Below are 20,250 nucleotides of genomic sequence, written 5' to 3' on the forward strand. Positions count from 1 at the left end.
CTTGTTACCTGTTTATTTTTTTCCAGTTCTCGTCGGCCTGCGTTTTCAGATTGGTCTGATTTTTATTCCAGCTTTTCAAAGTATTATTAAAATAGGCATTGTAAAACAAATAGAGTTTACCGTCGATAATTTTAAACGTTTCCGGATTTATTTCCACTTTATCTCCGGAACTTCCCAGAGCATAGGCACACCAGCCTCCGTATTGCGGTTCATATTTTGAGGGATTTTTAAAAAATTCCTGTTTATTTTCGTTTGAAGAAAATTTATAAATCACCCCCTGATAAGAAGCTGATAATTCATTCTTCCCTTTAATCGCTTTTCCCGGACTAAAATAGGCCACAGGATCGTAGCCCTGAATCGCTACTTTATTTTCCAGATTGTACTGACTTAATCTTTTCGCATCATTCTGAGCAAATGAAATACCCGAAACCAAAATCAATACAAAAAATAACAGCTTTTTCATCTTGTTTTATTTTAGGTTTTTTAATACTGAAACGAGTAATTCAGTCGAAATGCGATGCTTAAAATCAGGAGCAATGTACTCGAATGCAATCTCACCATTTGGATTCACAACAAAAACTGACGGAACGGGTAAGAAACTTTTATTGACTCCTTTAGAATGTACGTTAATTACTGATTTATAGTTTTCAGGAGCTTCATAAGCAATTCCAATCGCTTTGGTAAATTCTCCTTCAGAATCAGAAAGCAAAGTATATTTTACTTTATCTTTTTCTTCTGTAATTTTTAAATTCTCCGGAGCATCAGGACTTATTGCAATAATCTGATATCCAAGATCCAGAATTTGTTTCTCTGCTTCAGCTAACGCCTGCAGGTGCATATTACAATAAGGGCACCAGCCACCGCGATAGAAAACTAAAATCGTTTTTTTCTTTTCAAGCAAATCAGAGATTTTTACTGCTGCATTTTCAACTGATTTTAATGTGGTATTTGGAATTTTCTCTCCTATTAATAAAGGAGCAATATCGGTCGCCATTTTAGGAAGCGAACTTTGCGCAGTAGCAACAGTACATAAGGCTACTAAAGCAATAAAAAATACTTTTTTCATAATTTTTACTTTTACATCTTAATTTGATAATGTAAAATTACGGTGGTATGAAAAAGGCAAATGTCGGCTAATTTACACTTAGCCTAAAATAATTTAGATTTTGGTAATATCAACAATAACAATCTCTTTTCTATTGTAATGTATCAGTTCATTCGTTTCCATCTCGTTCAACAATTGGGTTGCCGTTTGTCTTGAAGTACAAATAATTTGTGCAATATCATTCTGGGTCAAATAGTTTTCCATCGTTACCGAATTCCCTTCCGCTACTCCTTCCTTATCGGCCCAGTCTTTAAGAAACTGATACAATCTGGTTTTGGCATCTTTAGAAACTAAATTGGCATAACTGTTTTTAATCCGTTTCATTTTCAAACCGACAAATTTGGTATACGAAAGTGCGAGCGTTGGATTTCTCAACAATAAATCTTCAAAATCTGACATCAGGAAACTACAAATCGCAACATCGTCCGAAAGTACTTTTGCATATTCTTCATTCTTGGCATCCGTTTCCAAAGTCAGTTCTCCAAATAAATCTCCTTTCTGAATGATGTCTTTTATGGTTTCATTACCTTCTTCATCGATCGATACGATTTTAATATTCCCTTTTTTGAGTAAAAATATACGGGGTAAATCTGAAGTAGAAAAGTAAATAATCTCTCCTTTTGACGCTTTTTTAAAACCTGTGATAATACACAATTGCTTGATCTGCGAGTAACTCAAAGTTCGAAACAATTTGTGGTCCCGCAAATACCAGTATTTTAAATCTTCGTACATAAAAAAGTTTATTTCTGTAAATATAACGAAATTAAAATCCAAACAAAAACCCTTTCAGACATCGAAGAGTCTGAAAGGGTTTGGATTATCAAAGTTTCGAAGAGATTTATCCTGCAATAACAGCTCTTGAAATTACAATTTTCTGAATTTCTGAAGTTCCTTCGTAAATCTGAGTAATTTTTGCATCACGCATTAAACGCTCTACATGGTACTCTTTTACGTAACCGTTACCTCCATGAATCTGAACCGCTTCAACAGCGGTATCCATTGCTACTTGCGATGCAAACAATTTCGCCATCGCACCACTTACATCATAATTTTTATGTTGGTCTTTATCCCAAGCTGCTTTCATACACAAATGACGTGCTGCTTCAATATTAACCGCCATATCTGCCAATTTAAAAGCAATGGCCTGGTGGTTGCAAATTTCAGTTCCAAAAGCTTTACGCTCTTTAGAATATTTTAAAGCCAGTTCATAAGCTCCTGAAGCAATTCCTAAAGCCTGAGAAGCAATTCCGATACGCCCTCCGGCAAGCGTTTTCATGGCAAATTTAAATCCGAAACCGTCTTCTCCGATTCTGTTTTCTTTAGGAACTTTTACATCACTAAACATTAAAGAGTGTGTATCAGAACCACGGATTCCCATTTTTTGTTCTTTTGGCCCAATAGAAAAGCCTGGCATGTCTTTCGTCATGATCAAAGCGTTGATTCCTTTGTGTCTTTTCTCCGGATCCGTTTGTGCAATCACTAAATAAACAGATGCTGTATTTCCGTTGGTAATCCAGTTTTTCGTTCCGTTTACCAAATAGTGATCTCCCATATCAACCGCAGTTGTTTTTTGTGAAGTAGCATCACTACCCGCCTCAGGCTCACTCAAACAAAATGCTCCGTGAATCTCTCCTGATGCTAAACCTGGTAAATACTTTTGTTTTTGTTCTTCAGTTCCAAATTCCTGCAGTCCCCAACAAACTAATGAGTTGTTTACAGACATCACTACAGAAGCTGATGCATCTACTTTTGAAATTTCTTCCATCGCAATTACATAAGAAATGGCATCCAGTCCGCTTCCTCCATATTTAGGATCAACCATCATTCCCAGGAATCCTAATTGCCCCATTTTTTTTATTTGTTCTGTCGGAAAAATTTGTTTTTCGTCACGTTCAATAACTCCCGGCAGCAATTCGTTTTGAGCAAAATCTCTTGCAGCTTGTTGAATCATTAAATGTTCTTCGGTAAGATTAAAATCCATAGTTATCCTGTTTTATTTTTCTCAGCTTAACCCGATTTAAAATATCGAAATTAAGATGACGGTTATTTTTGTTTTGTTTTTTTGAATTGCTCTTTTCTGTAAAAAGGCTTCCAAAGATAAATTTTAAAAGTGAGTTTAACAATGCGCGCATATAAATTTACTAGATCGGCAATAATTACGATAACGTTTTCGTTATAATCTTAAAAATTTAGCGTAACACGCATCAAATTTGCAATCATTACTCTAAAAAACAAGAATAAAATACACGATCAAAAAAGTCCGATTCTAAAATTTTAGTAAAGTTTAGTTTTTTCAAAAGATTAAACAATTCTTAAAATATACGGTTTCCCGTAAAACAACTCTTACTAATTTGATTACTAATCTTATACAAACAAAAAAAGCAAAATTGAGTCAAAAAAAACATATTTAAGAACGCTATAAAATTGATAAATTAACATTATTTTTGCTCAATAATTATAATTTCCATAAAACATGAAAAAAAGTTTACTTCTACTTACATTCCTTTTTAGTATACAATTCTCAACCGTTTCAGCCCAGACTCAGCTTGATGTGAATGGCGTAACAGTTCCAAGAAAAATTGAATTTCAAGGCAAAACTTTACAGCTTAATGGTGCTGGAGGCCGATCAAAAATGTGGTTGGAAGTTTATGTTCAGGCCTTATATTTATCGCAGCTAAGTCAGGATCCACAATTTATTATTGACAGCGATACCGAAATGGCAATCCGAATTGAAATTACCTCTTCAATGGTTTCTTCAAGTAAACTGACCAAAGCGATGAATGCCGGTTTCGAAAAATCTACGGGAAGCAATCTTACGCAATTACGTCCCCGAATCGAAGAATTTAAAACTTTTTTAAGTGACATGATTACTGAAAAAGATGTATTTGTTCTTGCTTATAATCCGCTTGATCAAACAGTCAATGTTTACAAAAATGAAGTTTTGAAAGGAAAAATTCCTGGATTTGATTTCAAAAAAGCATTATTCGGAATCTGGCTTTCAGACAAACCCGTTGATGAGACATTAAAAAAACACTTATTAGGAATCTAATTTGTTAGATTTATAAAATTCTAAAGCCGAAAACGTATTGTTTTCGGCTTTCTTTTTTCTCTTCGCTAAAATTTTGACACGAGATACATTATTCGCATTATTCTATTTTATACTTTTACGCAAACTAAACATATCTCAACAAAATGAAAGATTTATTACAGCAATTTGAAAATAAAGCACCTGAAATTGTTTTTAACTGGAAAGATTCCGAAACAGAAGCCGAAGGATGGACTGTTATCAACTCACTGCGCGGTGGAGCTGCGGGTGGAGGAACAAGAATGAGAAAAGGCTTAGATATGAATGAAGTTTTATCGTTGGCCAAAACCATGGAAGTTAAATTTTCTGTTTCAGGACCAGCCATTGGAGGTGCCAAATCAGGAATAAATTTTGACCCAAATGATCCACGTAAAAAAGGAGTATTACAACGTTGGTACAAAGCCGTTTCACCTTTATTAAAAAGTTACTACGGAACTGGGGGAGATTTAAATGTAGATGAAATTCACGAAGTAATTCCAATGACCGAAGAATGTGGTGTATGGCATCCGCAGGAAGGCGTTTTCAACGGACACTTCAAACCTACCGAAGCAGATAAAATTAATAGAATCGGACAATTGCGTCAGGGTGTTATCAAAGTAATCGAAAACCCAAAGTTCTCTCCTGATGTAACCCGAAAATATACGGTTGCCGACATGATTACCGGTTATGGTGTTGCCGAAGCAGCTCGTCATTTCTATGCCACTTACGGTGGAGACATCAAAGGTAAAAAAACAATTGTACAGGGATTTGGAAATGTCGGTTCAGCTGCCGCTTTCTATTTGGCCGAAATGGGTGCTAAAGTAATCGGAATTATTGACCGCGATGGAGGATTAATAAAAGAAGAAGGTTTTTCATTTGAAGAAATCAGAACTTTGTTTTTAAATAAAGACGGAAACAAATTAGTTGCCGATAACATGATCCCATTTGACGAAATCAACACTAAAATCTGGACAATTGGTGCCGAAATCTTCACCCCTTGTGCGGCTTCAAGATTGGTAACTCAGGAGCAAATCGACAACTTAATCGCTAATGGATTAGAAGTTATTTCATGTGGAGCAAATGTTCCTTTTGCTGATAAAGAAATTTTCTTCGGTTCGATCATGGAAGAAGTGGATCGCAAAGTAAGTTTGATTCCTGATTTTATTTCAAACTGTGGAATGGCAAGAGTTTTTGCTTATTTCATGGAGAAAAAAGTTCAGATGACGGACGAAGATATTTTCAATGATACTTCAGAAATTATAAAAAATGCGATTGTTAAAGCTCACACTTTAAATCCATCCAAAACAAATATCAGTGCAACTGCTTTTGAAATTGCATTGAAACAACTAGTATAATTTTTTTATACTTTATCAAAACGGGCCGGATGAACATCTGGCCTTTTTTTATGTTTCATGCTAATTCAGCTGATCCTTTTTGATTCCGCTTCCCCATTAATTACAAAATCTGTGCAAATCGGCAAAATCTGCCTGCAAAAAACATTCAGTCACAAAATCCCCTCCTCTTCTATTCTAAACAATTTTTACTACTTTTAAGCGTTTTTTAATTAATACAATTTCAAAATTCAGAATAAAAATGAGTTCCATTTCTTCAGATCAAAAGAAATCCTTACTACTCACTACTGTTATTTATGCAGTACTCATTGCGTTGTTATTTTTCATACGCTTTTGGCCTCCTTACAATCCGGAGAACAATGTGGCTTTGGCTTCCGGCGGAGGTGGCGGAGGTGTTACGGTAAATTTTGGAGACAGCGATTTAGGCTCGGGAGCAAATTATAAAAGCGAAGTTATAAATGTAAAAAACGAAGCCCGACAAACTCCGGCAAAATCAACACCAGACGAAGCAATTTTAACTCAGGAAAATACCACAACCGACGAAAGTGTTGTAATTCCAACAAAAGAAAAACCAAAAAAAGCAACACCCGTTGTAAAACCGGAAGCGAAACCGATTCCTGAGAAACCAAAAGTTTCCAATTCTACAAACGATGCCTTATCAAGTATCTTAAAAGGATCCAATAAAGGCGGGGATGGTGATGATAAAGCAGCTGGAAACAAAGGAAAAGCGAACGGCAGTCTAAGTTCGAACGGATATTATGGAACGGGAGGTTCCGGAGGAGGAACTGGCGGTGGCAACGGAACCGGCAATGGAATTGGTAACGGAAGCGGTTATGGCCCAGGAAGTGGCGGCGGTTCCGGTGGAGGATCTGGATATTCGTTAAACGGACGCAAAGCACTGTCTAAACCGGCACCAAAATATACCTGCAATGAAGAAGGAAAAGTAGTGGTAGAAGTTACCGTAGACCAAAATGGCAAAACCATTAGCGCAACTGCAGGAATAAAAGGAACAACTAATACCGCAAGCTGTTTACTGGAACAGGCAAAAATAGCGGCATTGAACACAAAATGGTCAGCAGACGACAAAGCAGCTGCAAAACAGGTTGGAAAAATAATTTACAATTTCAGTCTGGATTAAACACAAATTATACAGATTTACATAAATCTGTTTCCATAAAAAAGGCTTTCAGGAAATTCTGAAAGCCTTTTTTATTTTCATCAAGTAGTTTATTCTTTTTTCCGTCGCCCCAAGAGAACAAAACTGTGTGTTTGTCTTACTTCGGACTGGTGGCAATTACAAACTTTAAATTATTCTTCACTCCGATTTGCAACACATCAACTAAATCCTGAACCTGAAGATTAAACGGAATTCGAACCACTACAGTTTGCTGCTTGTCGGCTCCAATTTTCGACATTAGAGTGGTTTCCAATGCATCAAATTCAACAGGTACTTTGTCGATATAGAACTTTTTATCTTCGGTAACAGACAAACTAATTAATTGTTTATTTGTTTTTTCATTGGCTTTGGCTTTCGGTAATGTCATTTTAATCACATTAGGATTCGCAAGTGTTGATATAATAAGGAAAAACAACAACAGGAAAAACATAATATCACTTAATGACGATGTCGCCACTTCAGCATGAAACCTTCTTTTTCTCTTGATAGACATACCTTATGCTCTTTGAATTATATTGACAAATTCTAATATCTGTTTCTGAATCTTCAACGCAAAATCATCAATTTTTCCATTCAGTAAATGATAAGCACTATAGGCAATAATCCCCACAATTAATCCGGAACCCGAGCTGATCATTTTCTCATACAATCCTCCCGAAATATTTCCGATACTGATATTTTCAGTAACCGAAATACTGTAGAAAATCTTAATTACACCCGAAATAGTTCCAATAAAACCAAGCGTAGGTGCAATTCCGGCAATAAGTCCCAGATGCCCCAAATTTCTTTCCATTTCACCAATTTCAATATCAGCGGCACGGTCCATGTTTGATTCAATCTCAGCAATTGGCCTTCCAATAACCAGCACACCTTCTTTCAGAATATTTCCTGCTGCCGTATCGCTTCTTTCTACAATAGTCCTGGCTAATTCAATATTTCCGGCATTTAATTTATCTCCCACATCCTGTATCAATCGCGAATCGATTCTTGATGCTTTTTTGATATATAAGTAACGTTCAAAAATGATATAAATAGTATAAAATAATAATAGTGCAATCGGAATTAAGAAAACTCCCCCTTTCATAATAAACCCAAACATTGAAATTTCATTTTCAGGTGCAATCTTTTCGATAACTACGTTTGAGGCATTTGCGATGGTATCAGCTTGTAATTGAATGTAGCTAAACATATATTAATTCTTGTTTTTAATAATTAATTCTAAAAAATATTTGAAATTTGCAATAAAGATAATTTTCACTCCCTTATAAAACTAAAAAAAATGAAAATTATTTCAATTCGAAACTATTTTAACTCAATTCAATGAACTATCAGGAAACCACAAACTGGATGTTTAATCAGCTTCCAATGTACCAACTTCAAGGAGCTTCGGCATACAAAGAAGATTTGACTAATATTAAGTTGCTGGCCGCACATCTTGGCAACCCTCAAGATCAGTTAAAATGCATCCACGTTGCCGGAACCAATGGTAAAGGATCGACCTCGCACATGCTGGCTTCAGTTTTACAGGAAGCCGGATATAAAGTAGGATTGTATACCTCTCCGCACCTTAAAGATTTTAGAGAACGAATTAAAATTAATGGACAGGAAATCTCCGAAGATTTTGTTTGTCAATTCGTAGCCAAACACAAAAACTTTTTTGAAGCCAATGATATGAGTTTTTTCGAAATGTCTGTTGGACTAGCCTTCGATTACTTCGCTTCAGAGAAAACTGACATTGCTATTATCGAAGTTGGTCTTGGCGGAAGACTCGATGCGACCAACATAATCACACCATTAGCATCCGTTATTACCAACATCGATTTAGACCATACTCAGTTTTTAGGAAATACCCCGGCAGCAATTGCGGGTGAAAAAGCCGGAATCATAAAACCAAATGTTCCTGTTGTCATTGGAGAATACACCTTTGAAACTCAACCCGTATTCTTAGCCAAAGCAAAAGAAAATGAAGCTCCTATTTATTTTGCTTCCGATTTAATCACAGAAGTTTTTCCTTCCGATCTAATTGGCGATTATCAGTTTCACAATAAAAAAACGGTACAGCAAACCATCCAAATATTAGATTCTCAAAATGAGTTTAAAATCTCAGACGAAAATCTAAAAAACGGTTTATTACAGGTTGTAAAAAATACCGGTTTACAAGGCAGATGGCAGCAATTGGGAGAAAACCCAAAGATCATCTGTGATACTGCCCACAACCAGCACGGACTGGCTGTTGTAATGAAACAAATCCAAAAAGAAAGTTTCGAAAATTTACATATTGTGCTGGGAGTTGTAAACGACAAAGATCTCGATTCTATTTTACCTCTTTTTCCTAAAAATGCACAATACTATTTTTGCAGTCCAAATTCGTCCAGGGGTCTAAAGACTGAAATTTTAAATGAAGCCGCTAAAAAGCACCATTTAATAGGGGAAAATTATGACTCAGTAGAACATGCTTATGTCGCAGCCAGAAAAAATGCTTCAAAAAATGATTTCATTTACGTTGGAGGAAGCACTTTTGTAGTCGCTGAATTGCCTCTTGCCTAAACAAAAGTCCCAAGAGCAAAAAAAGCTGCAAAAAAACAATTTAATAACAAATTCATAAACAGAGAGATACAAAACCTTTTTAAAAAAGTTTTATTTTTTATTCGATTTTCTTTGCAGAACTCAAAAACTAGCGTATATTTGCACTCGCAATCACAAACGATAGCAACCTAGTAAAATAGGGCGATTAGCTCAGCTGGTTCAGAGCACCTCGTTTACACCGAGGGGGTCGGGGGTTCGAACCCCTCATCGCCCACACAAAGACAAACAACGCCATTGGAATCCAATGGCGTTGTTTTTTTGCTATACTTTACAAACCGCCTTACATATTTCCTATTGTATTAAAAACAAGATTCAATTTATTTAAAAATACCAATCCTAATATTCTGTTTTTGTGTATTATTGTAAAAATTTTCAATCGTTACTCAATGCACATACACCTATATTAAGTAGATAAGCATCATACGATAGTGTTTATATGAGTTATAACCAATTTTGTCATGACCGTACAAGAATTTGAAATATATTTAGGAAATAATGAAAGTTCAATTTTGGATTTTAAGGCAGATTTGTATGACTTTGAAAAAGACAAGGCAAATGCTACAGCAAAATTTGTGAAGGACATAATTAGTTTTTCAAATACAGTTAGAACCGAAACATCATATATAATTTTTGGAGTTAAGAAAAATGTAAACGATGAATCAATTTTGATTGGAATTCCCAAAACAATTGACGATGCAATCCTTCAAGAAAAGATAAAAGATAAAGTTATACCTAGACCTCTCTTTTCATATTCTACAATTAAGTATGGAGATAAATTGTTTGACTATTTAGCCTTTCCAATTGAAAAATATGAATTACCAATCGTGCCAAGTGTTGCTGGAATGAAAGGGCTTGAAACTGGAAAAGTTTATTATCGTAATGGATCTTCCAATACTGAAGCATCAGCATATGATACTATCCGTATCAATGATTGGCTGAAATCATTACCGTCAAAGCATAATTCAAATTCACTAAACCAAATAATTTCTGCATCAATTAAAGACTTAACTAAAAAGGAAAAAAAACTTTCGGAAATATTTACTGATTTATTAGTAGTTTCTAAGGCTTATGATTTGAAAGATTTGAATAAATTTTGCTCAGAAGAACTGCAAGGACCTAATACAAGAAATGGAAGCTATTCGCATAGAGTTCAAAGTACAATATTTTCTTGGAGTGAAATAAGTATAAATCCATACTCACTTTTAAAACCAACAGTTCAAATTATCAAAAAGGAAATGTTAGAAAATAGTGATTTCTTTGAAGGCAAGTTAGCTTTAAATCAACCAATTGTATCAATTGAACGTTATCTGGAAAAGTTAGAAGCAGAACCTGATGGAACTTACGCGACGATGAAGAGCGATACTAAGACTCTTATGAATCATGAAAAAAAGGTCGATTTATTCATTTACTTTTTTCCAGACAATTTTATTGAATTATATGGAAACATTAGACAAAAGGCGATAGATCTTTTAATGAAAATCTAACAAGGCTAGCTATAAGAGTCAAAATTTTAGTCAAACAACATGCCAATAATTAAAAATTCGGAAGATTTAGATTATGACTATTTAGAAAGGCTCTATGAAAATAAGATTTTTGAAATTTATATTCCTACAGAAGTAAGTTCAAGAAGGTATGAAGAAATCAAAGTTTCTACTGACAAGCTTACATTCAAACTAATTGATAAAAATCAAAGAGATCTTGTTTGTCTCATTCATGGAGAGATTAACACTTATCACGATACAGATTATTTTGAAATTGTTTGGAGCTATTCTAAATTTCCTAAGCAAGGTTATTTGACATATTTATTTGAACTTCTTATATATGAATTCAACTACAAATTATTGTCCGATAAGTATCATACAAGTCCAGGATCTAAAGAATTCTGGCAATCTCACATAAAGAAAACTAAATTTAAGGTATATCGTTTAGATCTACATTCAAATTATAAAAGGAATGCGAAAAAGTTTAATGAGAATCAAATTTGGGATATTACCAAAAATATAGATGGACTAATTCCCGAGATTTTTACAGATGAAATATTCGAAGAAAATGAAGATTTAGAATATCAATCTGAATTAATTGAATCTTTGGAGCGAGAGATTGAAGGTTATGAGGATTATGATGCTAGTATTGGGATTCAAAAGAACGCAAATGATAAAATGGAAATTATAAGACTTGTGGCTCAAAAAAACGTAAACTAACCGCTTTTTTGAAAGATTGATATATTTGAATTAGAGTTTTTATTTTATATATCTCTTTTGATAGATACATCCTAGTTAAAATTCATAACCTAGATAAACCACAATATGTTCGTTAGCACTTCATTTTAAAGTTTCAAAAAAATGTTAAAACAGGTATTAAGTGTTCGACTGTGAACCCTGACACTCCACAAAAAACTCCTTAAGAAATTAAGGAGTTTTTTGTGCTATTTTTCACTACATATTGACCATATTAAACAGACACAATTTCCTTAACTGCCTCGATAAACAAATCAATTTCATCGAAAGTATTATAATAATGAGGAGATGCTCTCACTGCCCATTTCACCCCCTTTTCATCAAAATCAATAACAGCGAAATTTCTAAAACTCGGAACCACATTTATTTTTCTCTTCAGTAACTCATCAACAATATATTTTGGTTGAGAATCCTCGACAAAAAATGTCACCAGGCCTCCAAGTTCAGGTCCTTTATCCAAAACCCTAACTTTAGAAATTTTAGCCAGTTCGTCTCTCATATATTTTGACAACAACTGTATTTGCCTCCAAATTCTATCCTCTCCAATACTTAAACAATATTCAATAGCAGCTTTACTTCCCAAAACAAGAGCATAAGCAAATTCCCAATCTTCAAAACGTTTAGCGTCCGGTTGTTGTTTATATTCATCTTTTTCAATCCAATCAGCACCTCTCATATCAATAAACAAAGGCTCGAGTCCAGACTCAAGAACCTTGTCCGAAACATACAAAAACCCAGTGCCACGCGGACCTCTCAAAAATTTCCTTACCGTAATACTTAAAAAATCACATTTCAATTCCTCAACATCCAATTTCAATTGCCCTACTGATTGACAAGCATCCAAAATATACCAGGTTTTATCAATATGCACTTTGGCATAACGATCGTATATTTCACCTATACTTTTAACAGGCTGAACCAAACCGGAATTGGTTGGAATATGCGTTATAGCCAGTAATCTTGGCTGAAGAGAAAATAATTTTTCCTCGAGATCTTTCAGATCAACACCTCCGGCCTCAGCATTCTTTATTCTTACTATTTTTATTCCAAATCGTTTCTGACATGAAATAAACTGAATTTGATTCGAAATAAAATCATCATTATCAGTCAAAATTACATCACCCATCAAAAAAGGAATAGAAGACAACGCACGGGTATAAGAATCCGTAGCACTCGCCGTAAAAGCAATATTCGACGGATTACAATTAACTAATTTTCCCGCCTGAGCGTAAAATTCCTTTATTACATCTGCCTTCAAAGCTGCAGCCTCATACCCCCCAATTTCAGACTCTAACTTTACATGTTCCAAAATAGATCGAGTTACCACATCAGGCATTAGACCTGCACCAGCATTGTTAAGATGGTTTACATTTTCACACCCAATTGTTTCACTTCTAAACTTTTCGATTTCTTCTTCAGAAAAAACACTTTCATTTCTTTTCATTATTCTTCTTTTATGTTAAATATTACAACACAAAACTACTTATACCTTCCTGCTTTATTTCCGCGAATAAATACTACAAATAACTAATTTAACCTAAATTTACTTGAAAATCAGGTAAAAAATGCAAGCACTCGACGAATACGACAAAAAAATTTTACAATACATTCAAAAAAACAATAGATTGACTGCGCAAGAACTTGGCGACTTAGTGAATTTAAGCAGTTCAGCCGTACAAAGAAGATTAGCAAGATTAAGAGAAAATAAAATAATAGAGGCTGATATATCGATAATAGCACCAAGCATTATTGGCTTAACGATTACTTGCGTAGTAGACATTATTCTAGCGGACGGAAATTCAAAAGCCTTAGAAAAATTTAAGAACTCTATGCGGAAATGCCACGAAGTGATGCAATGTTATTTCGTCACCGGTACCTATGATTTTGTCATTATTGTAAACACAAAAGACATGCAGCATTACGAATCTTTTGCCAAAAAATGGCTAATGGACGATCCTAATGTTAAACATTTCTACACTCATGTAATAATGGACAAGGTAAAAGTTGGCTACGATGTAGCAATTTAACCCTATACTACTTCCCATAAAAACCACTTCAAAACAGGCGATTTAAATCGCTTTTCTCATCTAAAACAAGCAAGAAACCTTACTCTCCAGATAAAACTAAAAATAAAGTACTAAAAACACTTAAAAAACATCTCAACTACGCATTCTCTATACGGTTGCATATTCATTTTTTCGTGTTAGCTAATTATTATGGCGTTCCCCTTTGGGTCGGGCTGTCCGCTAAATCTTTTGCGATAGAAGTTTCAGGGATTTTTTAAATATACGGTCATCGCAAAAGGATATCGCTCCCATCCCTAACGCAGTCAACGATAAAAAGAATATTTAAAGAAAAAAGGGACTATAGTTTTTAACCGCAAAGAGCGCGAAGATTTACGCAAAGCACACAAGGAAAAAGGGCTGAAAGCCCCAAAAGCAAAGAGCATGATGCGAGGCACTATATCTGAACCAAAATGAACAGCAACTATCGCCTTGAAAGGGCAAAAGCAATTTCCATCTCTACAAATCAAAAAAAATCCGTTCCAATCCGCGTTTTCGCCTGGCGAATCTGTATCTGTTCGCGTACTATTTTTTTTTTACCGCAAAGAGCGCGAAGGTTTACGCAAAGCACGCAAGAAAAAAGGGCTGAAAGCCCGAAAAGCAAGAGCATGGCGCAAAGCACCATGAAATAAATAAAAATAATGTCATTTTCGCCCTGAAAGGGCAAAAGCAATTTGAATCCAATAAAAAATCCCTTCCAATCCGCGTTTTCGCCTAGCGAATCCGTATCATCCGTGTGTTATTTTTTTTGAACCGCAAAGAGCGCGAAGGTTTACACAAAGCACGCAAAGATTTAAAAAACGTTATAAAACAAAAAACCCTATCCGATTTGGATAGGGTTCTTAAAAGAAAGGCGACGACATACTCTCCCACATAACTGCAGTACCATCTGCGCAGGCGGGCTTAACTTCTCTGTTCGGGATGGGAAGAGGTGAGCCCCGCCGCAATAACCACCTTAAGGTCATTAGTAATTAGTTATTAGCCCTTAGTAATTAGTCCTTAGACTCTTTACTAGTCACTCTTCACTAGTCACTTTCCGCGTGCGGACAATATTTTAACATACTGAGATAAAGAAACAAATAAGACTTCACTCAGCTCTGAGCTGGAGTCGAAGAGAGAAAGTTTCCTCCCTCCGATTGCTCGGAGGGAAAAGGGTGTACATAAGCTTACGGATTATTAGTACTACTCGACTATGACATTACTGCCTTTACATCTATAGCCTATCAACGTGGTCATCTTCCACGATCCTTAAAAGAAATCTCATCTTGTGGTGGGTTTCGCGCTTATATGCTTTCAGCGCTTATCCCTTCCAAACGTAGCTACTCTGCGGTGCCCCTGGCGGGACAACAGATACACTAGAGGTTTGTCCAATTCGGTCCTCTCGTACTAGAATCAGATCCACTCAAATTTCTAACGCCCACAGTAGATAGAGACCGAACTGTCTCACGACGTTCTGAACCCAGCTCGCGTGCCACTTTAATGGGCGAACAGCCCAACCCTTGGGACCTTCTCCAGCCCCAGGATGTGACGAGCCGACATCGAGGTGCCAAACCCCCCCGTCGATATGAGCTCTTGGGGGAGATCAGCCTGTTATCCCCGGCGTACCTTTTATCCTTTGAGCGATGGCCCTTCCATGCGGAACCACCGGATCACTATGCTCTACTTTCGTACCTGATCGACCTGTATGTCTCTCAGTCAAGCTCCCTTATGCCATTGCACTCTACGCACGGTTACCAAGCGTACTGAGGGAACCTTTAGAAGCCTCCGTTACTCTTTTGGAGGCGACCACCCCAGTCAAACTACCCACCAAGCACTGTCCTCTTCATCGAAGAGTTAGGCCTCAGATAAACAAAGGGTTGTATTTCAACAATGACTCCACAACGCCTGGCGACGCCACTTCACAGTCTCCAACCTATCCTACACATCATTTATCCAAGGTCAATACTAAGCTATAGTAAAGGTGCACAGGGTCTTTTCGTCCCACTGCGGGTAAACGGCATCTTCACCGTTACTACAATTTCACCGAGCTCATGGCTGAGACAGTGTCCAGATCGTTACACCATTCGTGCAGGTCGGAACTTACCCGACAAGGAATTTCGCTACCTTAGGACCGTTATAGTTACGGCCGCCGTTTACTGGGGCTTCAATTCAATGCTTCTCCGAAGATAACATCTCCTCTTAACCTTCCAGCACCGGGCAGGTGTCAGGCCCTATACTTCATCTTACGATTTTGCAGAGCCCTGTGTTTTTGATAAACAGTCGCCTGGACCTCTTCACTGCGGCCCCGATTACTCGGGGCGACCCTTCTCCCGAAGTTACGGGTCTATTTTGCCTAATTCCTTAGCCATGAATCTCTCGAGCACCTTAGGATTCTCTCCTCAACTACCTGTGTCGGTTTACGGTACTGGTACTAATTACCTGAAGTTTAGAGGTTTTTCTTGGAAGCCCTTAGGCGCACTATCTCTTTGTCCGAAGACTCCGAGTACTATCGTATTTCACCATTCTCTACGGATTTGCCTATAGAGAATATAGCTAGGTACTTCAACGAACTATTCCGTCAGTTCGCGGCGCTTTCATCACTCCGTCACCCCATCACAGTAATTAGTAGTACGGGAATATTAACCCGTTGGCCATCGACTGTCCCTTTCGGGTTCGCCTTAGGACCAGACTAACCCACAGCTGATTAGCATAGCTGTGGAAACCTTAGTTTTTCGGTGTGCGGGTTTCTCGCCCGCATTATCGTTACTTATGCCTACATTTTCTTTTCTAACCAGTCCAGCATACCTTACGATACACCTTCAACCCTGTTAGAATGCTCCCCTACCACTTTGTATTACTACAAAATCCATAGCTTCGGTAATATGCTTATGCCCGATTATTATCCATGCTCGTCCGCTCGACTAGTGAGCTGTTACGCACTCTTTAAATGAATGGCTGCTTCCAAGCCAACATCCTAGCTGTCTGGGCAGACAAACCTCGTTCTTTCAACTTAGCATATATTTGGGGACCTTAGCTGATGGTCTGGGTTCTTTCCCTCTCGGACTTGGACCTTAGCACCCAAGCCCTCACTGTTATCAATCATTATATAGCATTCGGAGTTTGTCAGGAATTGGTAGGCGGTGAAGCCCCCGCATCCAATCAGTAGCTCTACCTCTATATAACTAAAATAACGCTGCACCTAAATGCATTTCGGGGAGTACGAGCTATTTCCGAGTTTGATTGGCCTTTCACCCCTACCCACAGGTCATCCGAAGACTTTTCAACGTCAACCGGTTCGGACCTCCACACTGTGTTACCAGCGCTTCATCCTGCCCATGGGTAGATCACACGGTTTCGCGTCTAACACTACTGACTAAAGCGCCCTATTCAGACTCGCTTTCGCTACGGATCCGTGACTTAATCACTTAACCTTGCCAGCAACGTTAACTCGTAGGCTCATTATGCAAAAGGCACGCCGTCACCCCACTAAAGGGCTCCGACCGCTTGTAAGCGTATGGTTTCAGGATCTATTTCACTCCGTTATTCACGGTTCTTTTCACCTTTCCCTCACGGTACTGGTTCACTATCGGTCTCTCAGGAGTATTTAGCCTTAGCGGATGGTCCCGCCAAATTCAGACAGGGTTTCACGTGCCCCGCCCTACTCAGGATACCACTATCTATTATACTTGTTACCCATACGAGGCTATCACTCTCTATGGCTCGACTTTCCAGTCGATTCTGGTTCCTTGTACATAAAATGTCGTGGTCCTACAACCCCAACAATGCCGTAACATCATTGGTTTGGGCTAATCCGCGTTCGCTCGCCACTACTTACGGAATCACTTTTGTTTTCTTCTCCTCCGCCTACTTAGATGTTTCAGTTCAGCGGGTTTGCCCACCTATCGGTGTACTATGTCTTCAACATAGTGGGTTGCCCCATTCGGATATCTACGGATCAATCGATGTGTGCTCGTCCCCGTAGCTTTTCGCAGCTTATCACGTCCTTCTTCGCCTCTGAGAGCCTAGGCATCCCCCATACGCCCTTATTTTGCTTATTGTACTTTTTTAGTCTAAAGTTATAAAGTCTAAAGTCATAAAGCCCGAAGACTTTCGACTTTCAACTTTAAGACTTTCGTCTAAAAGTGTTTTTTCTACTTTCTTATTATTTTCTTATCTCAATATGTCAATGAACTTTGTTTCGCTTTAGGCTTTAAGCAATACGCTTTAAGCTTTTTAGCTTACGGCCTACAGCTTATAGCTTATAGCCCTTAGTGGAGAATAACGGAGTCGAACCGTTGACCTCCTGCGTGCAAGGCAGGCGCTCTAGCCAGCTGAGCTAATCCCCCATTTTTTAGTTGTCAGTTAACAGTTCTCAGTTAACAGTACTTAAAACGGTCACTCAACCTCTAAAATTTCCTTTTAAATTAAACTTACAGTCTTTTTAGTTATTAATTATCAATTGTTAATTATCAATTGTCAATTGTTTTAAAAAGTAGTCCCGGGCAGACTCGAACTGCCGACCCCTACATTATCAGTGTAGTACTCTAACCAGCTGAGCTACGAGACTCTGTTTTTACTTAATTCTTTTCATTTTTTTAAATTAACAGCAAGAGTAATACAATCTCCAATTCAGAGACCCATAAATAATCATCTTTTTTCCTTAACGTGCACTAGGCTAACATTAAGGCTCTAGAAAGGAGGTGTTCCAGCCGCACCTTCCGGTACGGCTACCTTGTTACGACTTAGCCCTAGTTACCAGTTTTACCCTAGGCAGCTCCTTGCGGTCACCGACTTCAGGCACCCCCAGCTTCCATGGCTTGACGGGCGGTGTGTACAAGGCCCGGGAACGTATTCACCGGATCATGGCTGATATCCGATTACTAGCGATTCCAGCTTCACGGAGTCGAGTTGCAGACTCCGATCCGAACTGTGACCGGTTTTATAGATTCGCTCCTGGTCACCCAGTGGCTGCTCTCTGTACCGGCCATTGTAGCACGTGTGTAGCCCAAGGCGTAAGGGCCGTGATGATTTGACGTCATCCCCACCTTCCTCACAGTTTGCACTGGCAGTCTTGTTAGAGTTCCCGACTTCACTCGCTGGCAACTAACAACAGGGGTTGCGCTCGTTATAGGACTTAACCTGACACCTCACGGCACGAGCTGACGACAACCATGCAGCACCTTGTAATTTGTCTTGCGAAAGATCTGTTTCCAAACCGGTCAAACTACATTTAAGCCTTGGTAAGGTTCCTCGCGTATCATCGAATTAAACCACATGCTCCACCGCTTGTGCGGGCCCCCGTCAATTCCTTTGAGTTTCATTCTTGCGAACGTACTCCCCAGGTGGGATACTTATCACTTTCGCTTAGCCACTGAAATTGCTTCCAACAGCTAGTATCCATCGTTTACGGCGTGGACTACCAGGGTATCTAATCCTGTTCGCTACCCACGCTTTCGTCCATCAGCGTCAATCCATTAGTAGTAACCTGCCTTCGCAATTGGTATTCCATGTAATCTCTAAGCATTTCACCGCTACACTACATATTCTAGTTACTTCCTAATAATTCAAGTTTAGCAGTATCAATGGCCGTTCCACCGTTGAGCGATGGGCTTTCACCACTGACTTACTAAACCGCCTACGGACCCTTTAAACCCAATGATTCCGGATAACGCTTGGATCCTCCGTATTACCGCGGCTGCTGGCACGGAGTTAGCCGATCCTTATTCTTACGATACCGTCAAGTCCCGACACGTCGGGGTGTTTCTTCTCGTACAAAAGCAGTTTACAATCCATAGGACCGTCATCCTGCACGCGGCATGGCTGGATCAGGCTTGCGCCCATTGTCCAATATTCCTCACTGCTGCCTCCCGTAGGAGTCTGGTCCGTGTCTCAGTACCAGTGTGGGGGATCTCCCTCTCAGGACCCCTACCCATCGTAGCCTTGGTAAGCCGTTACCTTACCAACTAGCTAATGGGACGCATGCTCATCTTTTACCGTTGTGACTTTAATAGTGATCTCATGCGAGACTGCTATGCTATGAGGTATTAATCCAAATTTCTCTGGGCTATCCCTCTGTAAAAGGTAGATTGCATACGCGTTACGCACCCGTGCGCCGGTCTCTATATCCGAAGACATATACCCCTCGACTTGCATGTGTTAAGCCTGCCGCTAGCGTTCATCCTGAGCCAGGATCAAACTCTTCATCGTATATTTTTATATTATATTGCGATGAATATCTATCGGTTCTTTTCGAATCTTACGATTCTATTACTCTTATTCTTTTGTTCCGATTTTCATCGAAACGGCTGTCAATTCAATATGTCAACGAACGTGTTCTTTTTATTGTTTCGCTTGTCTCTCAAAGCGGGTGCAAAAGTAGAAAACTTATTTCTAATCGGCAAGAGTTTTTTGAAGTTTTTTTTAGAAAATTTCTTTTCGTTTTTAACTTCCCTCCTAACCAATCTTTCAATGAACTTCCCATGTTTTGCGGGGTGCAAATGTAATACCCGTTTTCGAATCTCGCAAGCTTTTTGGAATCTTTTTTTGAAAATTTCTTTTCGTCTTAATTCGTTTGCTTGTCAGTATTTCGGTGAACGTTTATCGCTGTTGCGGGTGCAAAAGTAGGCACTTTATCCGCTTTCACAAGCTTTTTCTAAACTTATTTTTAATCTTTTTTAAAAATTCTTC

The 20,250-nt window shown here is 38.1% G+C and carries 14 protein-coding genes, 3 tRNA genes and 3 rRNA genes; 8 read left to right on the top strand and 12 right to left on the bottom strand.

Annotation, left to right across the window (positions count from 1 at the left end):
* Nucleotides 1-4 precede the first annotated feature (4 nt).
* The 4 genes from LNQ34_RS05775 to LNQ34_RS05790 form a co-directional block, all read right to left on the bottom strand.
* Nucleotides 5-463: a YHS domain-containing (seleno)protein gene (locus LNQ34_RS05775; protein WP_229998938.1), complete on the bottom strand. Its 459-nt coding sequence runs from the start codon at nucleotides 461-463 to the stop codon at nucleotides 5-7.
* A gap of 6 nt (nucleotides 464-469) precedes the next feature.
* On the bottom strand, nucleotides 470-1,066 hold the full coding sequence (locus LNQ34_RS05780) for a peroxiredoxin-like family protein (protein ID WP_202703409.1): 597 nt from the start codon (nucleotides 1,064-1,066) through the stop codon (nucleotides 470-472).
* Nucleotides 1,067-1,159: 93 nt separating this feature from the next.
* Entirely contained in the window at nucleotides 1,160-1,837 is a 678-nt protein-coding gene (locus tag LNQ34_RS05785; protein ID WP_070907939.1) for a Crp/Fnr family transcriptional regulator, read from the bottom strand.
* A gap of 106 nt (nucleotides 1,838-1,943) precedes the next feature.
* Nucleotides 1,944-3,086: an acyl-CoA dehydrogenase gene (locus LNQ34_RS05790; RefSeq protein WP_026110222.1), complete on the bottom strand. Its 1,143-nt coding sequence runs from the start codon at nucleotides 3,084-3,086 to the stop codon at nucleotides 1,944-1,946.
* 492 nt (nucleotides 3,087-3,578) lie between these two features.
* On the opposite strand from LNQ34_RS05790, the gene LNQ34_RS05795 reads away from it, so the two are divergent.
* From LNQ34_RS05795 to LNQ34_RS05805, 3 genes are all read left to right on the top strand, one after another.
* The gene (locus tag LNQ34_RS05795; protein WP_202703411.1) at nucleotides 3,579-4,154 is read left to right on the top strand and encodes a chalcone isomerase family protein; all 576 of its coding nucleotides are present in this window, start codon (nucleotides 3,579-3,581) and stop codon (nucleotides 4,152-4,154) included.
* A 143-nt stretch (nucleotides 4,155-4,297) separates the two neighbouring features.
* Complete coding sequence (locus LNQ34_RS05800; protein ID WP_229998939.1) at nucleotides 4,298-5,524, top strand: Glu/Leu/Phe/Val dehydrogenase dimerization domain-containing protein; 1,227 nt, start codon at nucleotides 4,298-4,300, stop codon at nucleotides 5,522-5,524.
* Nucleotides 5,525-5,762: 238 nt separating this feature from the next.
* A complete protein-coding gene (locus LNQ34_RS05805; protein WP_229998940.1) occupies nucleotides 5,763-6,659 on the top strand; it encodes an energy transducer TonB in 897 nt (298 codons plus the stop codon).
* A gap of 136 nt (nucleotides 6,660-6,795) precedes the next feature.
* Here the strand turns inward: LNQ34_RS05805 and LNQ34_RS05810 are convergent, their stop codons facing one another.
* Both LNQ34_RS05810 and LNQ34_RS05815 read right to left on the bottom strand, forming a co-directional pair.
* Nucleotides 6,796-7,191 carry an ExbD/TolR family protein gene (locus LNQ34_RS05810; protein WP_026110223.1) on the bottom strand — a complete coding sequence of 132 codons (396 nt, stop codon included), beginning with the start codon at nucleotides 7,189-7,191 and terminating at the stop codon, nucleotides 6,796-6,798.
* A 3-nt stretch (nucleotides 7,192-7,194) separates the two neighbouring features.
* Nucleotides 7,195-7,887 carry a MotA/TolQ/ExbB proton channel family protein gene (locus tag LNQ34_RS05815; RefSeq protein WP_017498783.1) on the bottom strand — a complete coding sequence of 231 codons (693 nt, stop codon included), beginning with the start codon at nucleotides 7,885-7,887 and terminating at the stop codon, nucleotides 7,195-7,197.
* A gap of 131 nt (nucleotides 7,888-8,018) precedes the next feature.
* On the opposite strand from LNQ34_RS05815, the gene LNQ34_RS05820 reads away from it, so the two are divergent.
* The 4 genes from LNQ34_RS05820 to LNQ34_RS05835 all read left to right on the top strand — a co-directional run bounded on the left by LNQ34_RS05820 (nucleotide 8,019) and on the right by LNQ34_RS05835 (nucleotide 11,485).
* Complete coding sequence (locus LNQ34_RS05820; RefSeq protein WP_229998941.1) at nucleotides 8,019-9,245, top strand: bifunctional folylpolyglutamate synthase/dihydrofolate synthase; 1,227 nt, start codon at nucleotides 8,019-8,021, stop codon at nucleotides 9,243-9,245.
* 178 nt (nucleotides 9,246-9,423) lie between these two features.
* A tRNA-Val gene (locus LNQ34_RS05825) sits at nucleotides 9,424-9,498 on the top strand.
* A 244-nt stretch (nucleotides 9,499-9,742) separates the two neighbouring features.
* Nucleotides 9,743-10,768, top strand: a complete 1,026-nt coding sequence (locus LNQ34_RS05830) for an ATP-binding protein (protein ID WP_229998942.1) — start codon at nucleotides 9,743-9,745, stop codon at nucleotides 10,766-10,768.
* 39 nt (nucleotides 10,769-10,807) lie between these two features.
* The gene (locus tag LNQ34_RS05835; protein WP_229998943.1) at nucleotides 10,808-11,485 is read left to right on the top strand and encodes a hypothetical protein; all 678 of its coding nucleotides are present in this window, start codon (nucleotides 10,808-10,810) and stop codon (nucleotides 11,483-11,485) included.
* A 250-nt stretch (nucleotides 11,486-11,735) separates the two neighbouring features.
* Here LNQ34_RS05835 and LNQ34_RS05840 read toward each other — a convergent pair whose 3' ends face one another.
* A complete protein-coding gene (locus LNQ34_RS05840; protein WP_229998944.1) occupies nucleotides 11,736-12,965 on the bottom strand; it encodes an aminotransferase class V-fold PLP-dependent enzyme in 1,230 nt (409 codons plus the stop codon).
* A gap of 121 nt (nucleotides 12,966-13,086) precedes the next feature.
* Between LNQ34_RS05840 and LNQ34_RS05845 the strand changes: the two genes are divergently transcribed.
* A complete protein-coding gene (locus LNQ34_RS05845) occupies nucleotides 13,087-13,548 on the top strand; it encodes an Lrp/AsnC family transcriptional regulator (protein WP_202704487.1) in 462 nt (153 codons plus the stop codon).
* 884 nt (nucleotides 13,549-14,432) lie between these two features.
* Here LNQ34_RS05845 and rrf read toward each other — a convergent pair.
* The 5 genes from rrf to LNQ34_RS05870 all read right to left on the bottom strand — a co-directional run bounded on the left by rrf (nucleotide 14,433) and on the right by LNQ34_RS05870 (nucleotide 19,770).
* Nucleotides 14,433-14,542 (bottom strand): 5S ribosomal RNA (rrf, locus tag LNQ34_RS05850).
* Nucleotides 14,543-14,740: 198 nt separating this feature from the next.
* A 23S ribosomal RNA gene (locus LNQ34_RS05855) occupies nucleotides 14,741-17,621 on the bottom strand.
* Nucleotides 17,622-17,835: 214 nt separating this feature from the next.
* Nucleotides 17,836-17,909 (bottom strand) — tRNA-Ala (locus LNQ34_RS05860).
* A gap of 147 nt (nucleotides 17,910-18,056) precedes the next feature.
* Nucleotides 18,057-18,130, bottom strand: a tRNA-Ile gene (locus tag LNQ34_RS05865).
* 126 nt (nucleotides 18,131-18,256) lie between these two features.
* Nucleotides 18,257-19,770, bottom strand: a 16S ribosomal RNA gene (locus tag LNQ34_RS05870).
* The 16S, 23S and 5S rRNA genes sit together here with 2 tRNA genes alongside, the layout of an rRNA operon.
* Between the last annotated feature and the right edge of the window lie 480 nt (nucleotides 19,771-20,250).

It is taken from the genome of Flavobacterium lipolyticum (assembly GCF_020905335.1).
Classification (GTDB): Bacteria; Bacteroidota; Bacteroidia; order Flavobacteriales; family Flavobacteriaceae; genus Flavobacterium; species Flavobacterium lipolyticum.